This window comes from Planotetraspora phitsanulokensis (assembly GCF_016863295.1).
Lineage (GTDB): Bacteria > Actinomycetota > Actinomycetes > Streptosporangiales > Streptosporangiaceae > Planotetraspora > Planotetraspora phitsanulokensis.
Genome location: NZ_BOOP01000041.1, coordinates 96,169 through 105,422, shown reverse-complemented (window position 1 = coordinate 105,422; position 9,254 = coordinate 96,169). Strand labels below are relative to the sequence as shown.

The 9,254-nt window shown below is 69.6% G+C and carries 11 protein-coding genes; 6 read left to right on the top strand and 5 right to left on the bottom strand.

Annotated elements, in window-relative coordinates; translation table 11 throughout:
• Positions 1–327 precede the first annotated feature (327 nt).
• On the top strand, positions 328–537 hold the full coding sequence (locus Pph01_RS43050; RefSeq protein ID WP_239117280.1) for a hypothetical protein: 210 nt from the start codon (positions 328–330) through the stop codon (positions 535–537).
• Positions 538–542: 5 nt separating this feature from the next.
• A complete protein-coding gene (locus Pph01_RS43045) occupies positions 543–941 on the top strand; it encodes an HNH endonuclease signature motif containing protein (RefSeq protein ID WP_239117279.1) in 399 nt (132 codons plus the stop codon).
• A gap of 352 nt (positions 942–1,293) precedes the next feature.
• Here the strand turns inward: Pph01_RS43045 and Pph01_RS36195 are convergent, their stop codons facing one another.
• From Pph01_RS36195 to Pph01_RS36185, 3 genes are all read right to left on the bottom strand, one after another.
• Positions 1,294–1,767: a VOC family protein gene (locus Pph01_RS36195; protein WP_204077723.1), complete on the bottom strand. Its 474-nt coding sequence runs from the start codon at positions 1,765–1,767 to the stop codon at positions 1,294–1,296.
• A 117-nt stretch (positions 1,768–1,884) separates the two neighbouring features.
• Positions 1,885–2,532, bottom strand: coding sequence for a hypothetical protein (locus tag Pph01_RS36190; protein ID WP_239117278.1), 648 nt, complete (start codon positions 2,530–2,532; stop codon positions 1,885–1,887).
• A gap of 145 nt (positions 2,533–2,677) precedes the next feature.
• Positions 2,678–3,457, bottom strand: coding sequence for an HAD-IIA family hydrolase (locus Pph01_RS36185; RefSeq protein WP_204077722.1), 780 nt, complete (start codon positions 3,455–3,457; stop codon positions 2,678–2,680).
• Between the two features lie 198 nt (positions 3,458–3,655).
• On the opposite strand from Pph01_RS36185, the gene Pph01_RS36180 reads away from it, so the two are divergent.
• Complete coding sequence (locus Pph01_RS36180) at positions 3,656–4,675, top strand: LLM class flavin-dependent oxidoreductase (RefSeq protein ID WP_239117277.1); 1,020 nt, start codon at positions 3,656–3,658, stop codon at positions 4,673–4,675.
• A gap of 88 nt (positions 4,676–4,763) precedes the next feature.
• Here Pph01_RS36180 and Pph01_RS36175 read toward each other — a convergent pair whose 3' ends face one another.
• Complete coding sequence (locus tag Pph01_RS36175) at positions 4,764–5,660, bottom strand: TIGR03619 family F420-dependent LLM class oxidoreductase (RefSeq protein WP_204077720.1); 897 nt, start codon at positions 5,658–5,660, stop codon at positions 4,764–4,766.
• Between the two features lie 60 nt (positions 5,661–5,720).
• Between Pph01_RS36175 and Pph01_RS36170 the strand changes: the two genes are divergently transcribed.
• Entirely contained in the window at positions 5,721–6,839 is a 1,119-nt protein-coding gene (locus Pph01_RS36170; protein ID WP_204077719.1) for a protein kinase family protein, read from the top strand.
• Between the two features lie 2 nt (positions 6,840–6,841).
• Positions 6,842–7,111 carry a TFIIB-type zinc ribbon-containing protein gene (locus Pph01_RS36165; RefSeq protein WP_204077718.1) on the top strand — a complete coding sequence of 90 codons (270 nt, stop codon included), beginning with the start codon at positions 6,842–6,844 and terminating at the stop codon, positions 7,109–7,111.
• A gap of 83 nt (positions 7,112–7,194) precedes the next feature.
• Here Pph01_RS36165 and Pph01_RS36160 read toward each other — a convergent pair whose 3' ends face one another.
• Positions 7,195–8,172 carry a hypothetical protein gene (locus tag Pph01_RS36160; RefSeq protein WP_204077717.1) on the bottom strand — a complete coding sequence of 326 codons (978 nt, stop codon included), beginning with the start codon at positions 8,170–8,172 and terminating at the stop codon, positions 7,195–7,197.
• 179 nt (positions 8,173–8,351) lie between these two features.
• Between Pph01_RS36160 and efeU the strand changes: the two genes are divergently transcribed.
• On the top strand, positions 8,352–9,233 hold the full coding sequence (gene efeU, locus Pph01_RS36155) for an iron uptake transporter permease EfeU (RefSeq protein WP_239117275.1): 882 nt from the start codon (positions 8,352–8,354) through the stop codon (positions 9,231–9,233).
• Positions 9,234–9,254: the final 21 nt, after the last annotated feature.

Sequence of the window (9,254 nt, the reverse complement as noted above, 5' to 3'; positions counted from 1 at the left end):
CTGAGTCTCTGCCCGACGACCACCCCGCCAACCCTGCCAACGCCGACCCCGCGAACGCTGACCACCCCGCTACCGCTGCTGACCCCACGAACTCTGACCAGCCCGCTAGCGATCCCCCGGACGCGGACCCGGCGAACGCCGGCCTTGGGAGCGCCAGCCCAGGAAGCGCCGATTCCGCCGACGCGCATCGTGGCGGCGGTCGTTCCGCCGATAGCAGCCGGTTCCATGCTCGCGCATCCGGAGCCGCCACCCGCACCACCCGCACCGGCAAGGTCAGCAGTGGCGATTCCGCGCCGGCGGGCGCGTATGACGATGTGGGCAGCGGAGATGCCTGCAGTGCTGGTCCCGGTCCCTGGTCTAGTGGCGATGGCCTCGGCCGGGGTGATCCTGGCGGGGATGGGGGCGATGGTGGTCGCAGCGGTGGGTGTGGCCGGTGCGGGCATGCCCCGAACCGGGCGGCGCCGGGTCTGCTACTGGCCACCGGCCAACTACTGCCGGTCTCCGATCTGCATCGGCTGGCCCGCACCTCGTCGCTGACCCGGATGGTGCTGGACGCCGAAGGCCAGGTACTCGACATGGGCCGGGCCGTACGGCTGGCCACCGCACCCCAGCGGCGAGCGGTCTTCGCCCGCTACTCCACCTGCTGGGTCGACGGCTGCCCGCTTCCCGCCGTCTTGTGCCAGATCGACCACGCCGACAACTGGAGCGACGGCGGCCGCACCGACCTGCGCCTGCTCGGACCCGCCTGCCAGTTCCACAACCGCGACCGCTACCGCCACCCCGACCGCTACCAACGCCGGAAAGCCGGCAAAGACCGCTGGGCCTACGCCTACACCGGCCGCCGCTACCGCCGCGGCACCCCCAACCCCATGCCCAGCCAGACAGCCGGACAAGAAACGAACGTCACCCCGAATCCACTCGACGAACCCCGAAGAACATGAGCCAAAGACATGAGCCGAAAGCCGGGGCATCGACCACGCGGCCGCAACCAACGGATCGCAGACCCCAGACACCGGCCGACACCCCCGGTGCGCACTCGTCCGCCACCGACGCGTGCGCACACAGGGGCAACCACCCCGGGAAGGCGCAGACCCACGCGGCACGCACCAGGCAGCGGGCACTCAGGCGGCACCCACGCGGCGCTCGCTCAGGCAGTGCGCTCAGGCAGTGCGCTCAGGCAGGGCGCTCAGGACGCGCACCACACGGCACGCGCCGACAGCCACTTGGTGCGCAGCTCAGGCGTGGGCACGATCCGGATCCGGCCTGCTCCCGTCCACTCATCCGGCGTCGGTCTCACGGGCCAAGTTGCGCGCGAACCTGCTCCTGCATCATCACGCTGAAACGTTCGTCCAGTTCATGCTCTGCGCGCCGTGCCGTGTACACGACCGTGTACCCGTCCGGGTCGGTGACGCGCAGGTCCCTGGTGTTCCATGGGGTGTCGACGGGACCGTGCACCACACCGCCGCCGTGCTTCCGTGCCCGCTCGGCGAGCCCGTCGAGCTGCTGTCGCGTTGCCATCATGCTGATCGTCCACTCTCCGCCTCCTGACGCTTCACCGAGGCGGACCAGAATGTCCTGGTAGCGCCAGCGGCGCAGGTGCACCAGCGCCGGCTTGCCGGTGGGATCGGGCACGGTGAACAGCACGACGAAGTCCAGGCCGTTCACATACCAGTCGATCGTGCGATCAAGATCGGTGACGGCCAGCGTGACGAACGCGGGCATTCCGTAAATATCCCGGTTGATCTCCGGGGCGACGCCTTCATCCATAGCGACCATGGTGGAATCTCACGTCGCGTGGGGGTCAAGACGCCCCGGCCAAGGGAGCAACACCCAAGGACGCCACACCCGATGGAGCAACACCCGATGAAGCCCGGACCCGGGCCTTCAGGTCGCCCGATCCTCCATCTCCCAGATGTGGTCGATGACATGCCAGGCGATCCGGCGAGCCGCGTAGCGGGCCGACCAGCCGCGCTCGGACATCTGCGCCCCGTCCGACGGCCGGCCGAGGACCTCGGCGATGTCGGCCCGCAGGGCGGCGAGGGCGGCCGTGTCCTTCACCGGCCCGAGCTTGAACGGCTTGTGCCGTACGCCGATCATCCTGGCGTAGGACCGCTCGGCCTCGATCACGTGGGCGATCATCTTGTCCCGGTCGCGGCCGCCGCCTCGTGGGCCCTTGCGCAGTTCCTCCGGCGAGACGGCGCCGACCTCGGCGAACACGGCCCACGCGGCCTGGAGCACGGCGACGGTCCTGGCGGCCTCGTCCAGCGGCACGGGCTCGGCGTCGAGCTCGGGCATGACCGCGGGCGCTCCGAAGTCGGTGGTCGAGTTGCCCTTCGCCCGCTCGACAACCACCGGATCGCCGGGCTCGAACACCAGGCCCGCGCGCTCGGCGATCACGCGGTACCTCGGCACGTAGTGCATGAGGTTCTCGAGAGCGTCCTCCTCGGACCTGCCGATCCTGCACCAACCAGGCCAGTCGACCGAGCAGGCGAAGACCTTCTTGGGGCCGAGTTCGAGATACACGCGGTTCATACGGCCCAGCGTCACACACGTACCTGCCAGGTCGTGACAGGTACCGCGGAACGCCGGGCCGTACTCATAGCGCCCGCGGAACTCATGGCGCCCGCGGAACTCATGGCACGTGCGGAAAGCCGGCGATCAGGCCGGTCCGGCAGCCTCAGACCAGATCGATGAGGTCGGCCACCGAGTTGACCACCTGGGACGGCCGGAACGGGTACCGGTCGATCTGATCCTTCTGGGTGACCCCGGTCAGCACGAGGAACGTGTGCAGGCCCGCCTCGATACCGCAGACCACGTCCGTGTCCATCCGGTCACCGATCATGGCCGTGGTCTCGCTGTGCGCGTCGATCTGGTTGAGCGCGCTGCGCATCATCATCGGGTTGGGCTTGCCCACGAAGTACGGGTCCACCCCGGTGGCCTTGGTGATCATGGCCGCCACGGCGCCGCAGGCGGGCAGCGAGCCCTCGTTCGACGGCCCCACGGCGTCGGGGTTGGTCGCGATGAAGCGGGCGCCGTTGTCGATCAGCCGGATGGCCCGGGTGATCGCGGTGAAACTGTACGTCCGCGTCTCCCCCAGCACGACGTAGTCGGGGTCGAGATCGGTGAGCACGTAGCCCACCTCGTGCAACGCGGTGGTGAGGCCCGCTTCGCCGATCACGTAGGCGGAGCCCTCAGGCCGCTGATCGGCCAGGAACTTCGCGGTGGCGAGCGCGGAGGTCCAGATCGCCTCCGGCGGCACCTCGAGCCCCGCCGCGCGCAGCCGTACGGACAGGTCCCTGGGTGTGTAGATCGAGTTGTTCGTCAGGACGAGGAACCGCTTCCCCGACTCGCGCAGACGCCTGATGAACTCGTCGGCGCCCGGCACCGGCTGGCCCTCGTGGACCAGCACCCCGTCCATGTCGGACAGCCAGGACTCGATCGGCTTTCGCTCGCTCATGTGCCCAGCATGTCAGCTCGGCATGACTCCGGCATAACCGGAGATCCTCGCCGGGTCCAGAAGACCCACCTCTGGCGGAGCCGGCGAGAACCCGAACGCGGAAAACACCCGAAAATGTCGCGGAACCAACGGAGACGACGAAATAACCGGAGCCGACCGCCGGTTGCCCCCACCATGGGCAAGGACAACATCCGTGGTGTGCCGCGTGGGTCGGCCGAGGTTCCGCTGTCGATTCTGGAGCTGGCGACCGTCAGTGAGGGAAGCTCCCCCTCCGAGTCGCTCGCCGACGCCACAGAGCTGGCGCGTAGCGCGGAGGACTGGGGCTATCACCGGATCTGGGTCGCCGAACACCACGGCATGCCCGGTATCGCCAGCTCGTCCCCGGCCGTCGTCATCGCCCACCTGGCGGCGGCGACCCGCTCGATCCGCATCGGGTCCGGCGGAGTGATGTTGCCCAACCACGCGCCACTGGTCGTCGCCGAGCAGTTCGGAACCCTGCACGCGCTGCACCCCGAGCGCATCGATCTCGGTCTCGGCCGTGCTCCCGGCACCGACATGGCGACCGCCAACGCCCTGCGCCGCTCGGCCGAGGTGGATCCGGACGACTTCCCCCGCGCGCTGGCCGAGCTCACCGGCTTTCTCGACGGCTCCTTCCCCGACGGGCACCCGTACGCGAAAATCCAGGCGGTGCCCGCCGCCTCCACGCGTCCGCCGATCTGGCTCCTCGGTTCGAGCGGCTTCAGCGCGCAGCTCGCCGGCCTGCTCGGCCTGCCGTTCGCGTTCGCGCACCACTTCAGCGCCGTCAACACCGAGCCCGCGCTGGACCTCTACCGGTCGACGTTCCAGCCGTCCGAGGTGCTCGACGAGCCGTACTGCCTGATCGGGGTCGCCGCGGTCGCAGCCGACACCGACGAGGAGGCTCTGCGCCAGGTCATGCCGAGCGCGCTGTCGTTCCTGCGCCTGCGGTCCGGCCGCCCGGGCCGGTTCCCGACGCCGGAGGCCGCGCAGGAGTACGCGTACTCGCCCCTGGAAGCCGAGTTCGTCCGAGAGCGCCTGTCCACCACGGTGTACGGCAGCCCCGACACGGTCAGGAGCGGCCTGGAAGAGCTGCGCAAGCGCACCGGCGCCCACGAACTCATGATCACGACCATGGTGCACAGCGCCGAGGTGCGCCGGCGGTCCTACGAGCTCATCGCCAAGGCGTACGGCATGGCGTGAGGCCCTGACCTGACAGGGAGAGGGCGCCCCTCGAGAGGGGGGCGCCCATCACGCCCGGGAGGCGTCTCCCACAGTGGGGGAACGCCCTTCACGATGAGGGGGCGAGCTCTTCCAGCGCCTCCTCGGCGCGGCGCATCGCCTCCACGGGGTCGGCGAGGGGGTTGCCGAACTCGGGGTTGAAGTTGAAGTCGTGGAACACCTCGGTCACTCCCTTGGCCGCCAGATCGTCGATGTCCTCGCGGATCTTGGCGTACGGCCCGACCAGCGGTCCCGCGGCCTCCTTGCCCGGCTGGGTGACCCCGCGGACGATGAACCGCAGCGTGCCCGGGTCCCGGCCGGCCTCTTGAGCGGACTCCTTCACGATGGAGATCTGCTCGTCGATCTTCGACAGGTCGGCCCGGCTGGAGCTGATCCAGCCGTCCGCCAGCCGTCCCACCCGCCTGAGGGCCACCGGGGCGGTTCCGCCCAGGAGGATCGCCGGCAGCGTGGACGGCTTGGGGTCCTGGTTGGCCGGGGGCACCTCGTAGAACTCGCCCTCGTGCTGGACCAGGTCCTCGGTCCACAACCTCCGTATCAGCTCGATCGCCTCCTCTCCCCGCTTCCCGCGCCGCTCGATCGAGACGCCGGAGGCGGCGAACTCCTCGGGAAGCCAGCCGAGCCCGAAGCCCGCGTCCAGCCTGCCGCCGGAGACGATCTGCAGGGTGGCGAGCTGCTTGGCCAGCAGCGCCGGAGAGTAGAAGGGCAGGTTCACGATGGCGACGCCCAGCCGGATCCGCTCGGTGATCCCGGCGAGGAACGACAGGACGACGGTGGGATCCTGCACGCTGCGGTAGGCCGGCGCCAGCGGGTTCTCCGCCGGGTGCAGCAACCGCTGGAAGGTCCACAGCCCGGAGTAGCCGAGGTCCTCGGCCCGAGCCGCTATCCGCTTCATGTTGTCCGGCGTGGCCCACGAACCAGAGACCGGAACGGCAAAGCCAATCTTCATATCCGCACCCTAGGCTAGAGCGGTGAACGATCAGCATCTCCCCGTCCCCGTCGGCTGATCATGTTGAGGGAGGACGCCGCCTCGGCGACACTCGTCGACGAACTCGTACGGCTCGCGCCCCGCAGCGGCCCCGTGACGGTGCTGAAGGACACCCGCGTGCTGGTCGTGCGGGTCGGCGACGTGGTGGTCAAGGCCCACCCGCCCGGCACCGAAGAGGGCGATCTGCGCCGCCGCCTGGACGCGGCCGGCGAACTGCCGGGCGTGATGCTCGCCCCCCTCGGCCTGCACCGCTTGGACAGTCCGGACCGCTTGGATCGTCTGGATCATTTAGGGCACGCAGAGGCCCCGCACGCGGGGCGTCCGAGCGGCCGGCTCGTCACGATCTGGCCCGCCGGCGAGGCCCTCTCCCCCGACGACCTCGCTGACGGAACCATGCCGCAGGACGCCTGGGAGTCGGGGGCGCGGCTGCTGGCACACCTGCACGCCAGTCCTCCGCCCGCCGCGATGCCACCGGCGGGCGGTCCGGGACGGCTGGTCAGGGCCATGGTCGAGCTCGCTCAGGTCGGCGACTCGGCGGAGACCCGCCAGATCCGGGAGGCGTACCGGACTCTGGCCGAGCCGCTGCACGTCCCCGATCCGCGCGCTGCCGGCCGCCCCACCGACGACCACCCCACTGCCGGCCCCTCTTCTGCCGACCACCGCGCCGCCGAACATCACCCCGCCCGACACATCTCCGCCGGACACCGCGCCGCCGTTCGGGGTCCCGAGCCGTCGCGGGGCCGGCGGCACGCGCTGACGCACGGCGACTGGCACCTCGGCCAACTCGTCCGCCATGAGGGCGCGTGGCTGCTCATCGACCCGGACGACCTGGGCGTGGGCGATCCCGCGTGGGACCTCGCACGTCCCGCTGCGTGGTTCGCGGCCGGACTGCTCGACCCCGAGCTGTGGCACACCTTCTTATCCGCATATGTCGGTGCGGGCGGAATCGCCGTGTCACCCGACGACCCCTGGCGGGAACTCGACCTGCCGGCTCGGGCGTTGACCGTCCAACTGGCCGCGACGGCCACGGTCACGGCGATGAGAGCGGGAAGCGCCCTCGACGACGTGGCCGCGGCGCTGGTGTCCTCCTGCGGAAGGATCGTCGCGGCGGCCGGAGAGAGACGACAGGGAGAGGGTTAGTAATGGAGTGTCCCAAGTGCCGGGGCCACATGCGGACGTTCGACCGCAACGGGATCCACATCGAGCAGTGTGACAACTGCAAGGGGATCTTCCTCGACTACGGCGAGCTGGAGTCGCTGACCCGGATGGAGACCCAGTGGGCGCAGCAGCAGTACGCGCCCCCGCCGCCCGCCCACGGCGGACCCGCCTGGGGAGCGCCGCACGGCGGCGGGCACTACGGTCACCACGGTCACCGCAACCGCAGCTGGGTGGGAATGCTCTTCTCCAGCTGAGCCCCCGAACTTCATGAGAAAGGCCGCAGTCCTTGCGACCGCGGCCTTTCCACGTCCTGCCCCGCACCCGGCAGGGAAACCGGTCAGGTCGGGAAGTCGTCCGGGTTCACGGCGCTGGACCGGGCGTTTCCGCCCTTCACCCGGTTGAGAGTGATCGTCCAGACGCTCCAGCGGACCTGTGTGGACGTGTACGTCGTGCGGAACGGCAACGAGTCGTCGAACCGCTGGAAGGTGCAGTTCCGGGTGAAGGTACGCGCCGCGCGGTCGTAGTCGACCCCGGTGGTGAAGTAGACGCGGTAGCTGCCGTCCCGGATGTTGGAGAGCCTGGCCGACGACTTCTTCCGCACGTAGACGCTGACGGCCTTCTGCTTGCCCTTGAGCAGGGTGACGACGCCGTCCTGTGAGCCTCCGTTCTTGACCGTCAGGCTTCCGCGGCCGCCGCGGATGCGCGAGGTCAGCACCGTCCCGGAGCCGAGGCGGCGGCTGCGTTCCTTGGACGGCTTCAGCCCGATCGCGGCGCTGCCGTAGTCGCCCTTGTCCGCGAGGGCAGCGCCCGCCTTCTTGAGGCCGGTGAACTCGTCCGATCGGCCGAGCCGGGCCAGCACGGCCCCGGAGGTGCACAGTGTCTGGTCGCTGATCGCGTCGCGAAGCGTGACCAGTTCACCGTCCATTTGTCGCAGCGCCTCGACGTAGCCGGCGTGCTCGGAGACCGTCTCCGCGGGCGCCTGGAGGTCGCCTAACCGGTCCACGGCACCGTCGACGGCGTCCTGCGCCTGCTGAATCCGCTGGTCGAGCCCCTTGAAGGTGCGGGCCTTCGCGATGGCGGCGAGCGCCGCGCCGACGGGCTTGCCGGCGGTGTCCAGATCGACCTGGTACGCCTCGGGGGTCATTCCCGCGGGGGCGGTCTCCGCGGGGGCCTGCGACGCCTGGGAGGTGGTGCCCGCCTCCGTCGGCGTGTCCGAGCCGTCAGAGCCGTCGTTTCCGGTGCATGCCGTCAGAGCGAGCATCACGACCAGGGACGCGACCGTGAGGCGGGAGGTGATCACCACACCACTTTTCACGGATTGATCAGGTTGTGTCAATGAATGCGAAGTGTCAATACGGACACCTCTCGGACCGCCCGTCCCGGCCCCCCGATGTGGCTCTGCGGATGGTCCCAGGTGACCCGTAGGTGACAGAGGACACCCCTGTCACAACGATGCTCACCTCTTGCGAGTAAGGTAACCCTGACCTAATTTAGGTGAGGCTAACCCCCATCCTCGGAGGCGAAGTGTTCGCGAGTTACCTGATCGGCCTCCGAGAAGGCCTGGAGGCCACGCTGGTGGTCTCCATTCTGGTCGCATTCCTGGTCAAGAGCGACCGCCGCGACAGGCTCCCCCTCGTGTGGGCGGGAGTCGGCGCGGCCGTGGTGCTCTCGGTGGGGTTCGGCGCGCTGCTCACCTTCACCGCCGCCCATCTGAATTCGCAGCAACACGAGTTCTTCGACGCCGTGACGTCTCTGGCCGCCACGGTGTTCGTGACCTTCATGGTCTTCTGGATGCGCACGGCCGCACGCCGGATGTCCGGGGAGCTCCGCGAGAAGCTCAGCGAGGCGCTCAAGCTCGGCGCCGGCGCGGTCGTCGTCATGGCCTTCCTCACCGTCGCGCGTGAAGGCCTGGAGACCACGCTGCTGTGGTTCGCCGCGGTCCAGGGTGCGACGACGAGCGCGACCCCTCTGACCGGCATCAGCCTGGGCCTGCTCACGGCGGTCGCGCTCGGCTGGGGCATCTATCGCAGCGCGCTGCGGATCAACCTCACCAAGTTCTTCACCTGGACCGGCCTCCTGCTGATCCTCGTGGCCGCCGGCATCTTCAAGTACGGCATCCACGACCTGCAGGAGTCGGGCGTCGTGGGCGGCCTGGCCACCCACGCGTTCGACATCAGCGGCGTCCTCGACCCGAGCGCGTGGTATTCGGCGCTGCTCAGCGGCATGTTCAACATCACCGCTCAGCCCACGGTCCTGGAGACCGTCGCCTGGGTCGTCTACGCCGTGCCGGTCCTCGTCCTGTTCCTCCTTCCCGCCGGGCGGCGACCGGCCAGCCCTGCGGCGAAGTCCCCCACTCCCCCTGTCACCGCTGCCTGACATTCATCTCCTTCCTTTCTG

What these genes read in the sequence shown, in the direction of transcription:
- Pph01_RS43050 (WP_239117280.1), top strand. Translation starts at nt 328, where the DNA reads ATGCCTGCAGTGCTGGTCCCGGTCCCTGGTCTAGTGGCGATGGCCTCG.
- Pph01_RS36165 (WP_204077718.1), top strand. Translation starts at nt 6,842, where the DNA reads ATGGAGTGTCCCAAGTGCCGGGGCCACATGCGGACGTTCGACCGCAAC.
- Pph01_RS36185 (WP_204077722.1), bottom strand. Translation starts at nt 3,457, where the DNA reads ATGAGCGAGCGAAAGCCGATCGAGTCCTGGCTGTCCGACATGGACGGG.
- Pph01_RS36190 (WP_239117278.1), bottom strand. Translation starts at nt 2,532, where the DNA reads ATGAACCGCGTGTATCTCGAACTCGGCCCCAAGAAGGTCTTCGCCTGC.
- Pph01_RS43045 (WP_239117279.1), top strand. Translation starts at nt 543, where the DNA reads ATGGTGCTGGACGCCGAAGGCCAGGTACTCGACATGGGCCGGGCCGTA.
- Pph01_RS36170 (WP_204077719.1), top strand. Translation starts at nt 5,721, where the DNA reads ATGTTGAGGGAGGACGCCGCCTCGGCGACACTCGTCGACGAACTCGTA.
- Pph01_RS36175 (WP_204077720.1), bottom strand. Translation starts at nt 5,660, where the DNA reads ATGAAGATTGGCTTTGCCGTTCCGGTCTCTGGTTCGTGGGCCACGCCG.
- Pph01_RS36195 (WP_204077723.1), bottom strand. Translation starts at nt 1,767, where the DNA reads ATGGATGAAGGCGTCGCCCCGGAGATCAACCGGGATATTTACGGAATG.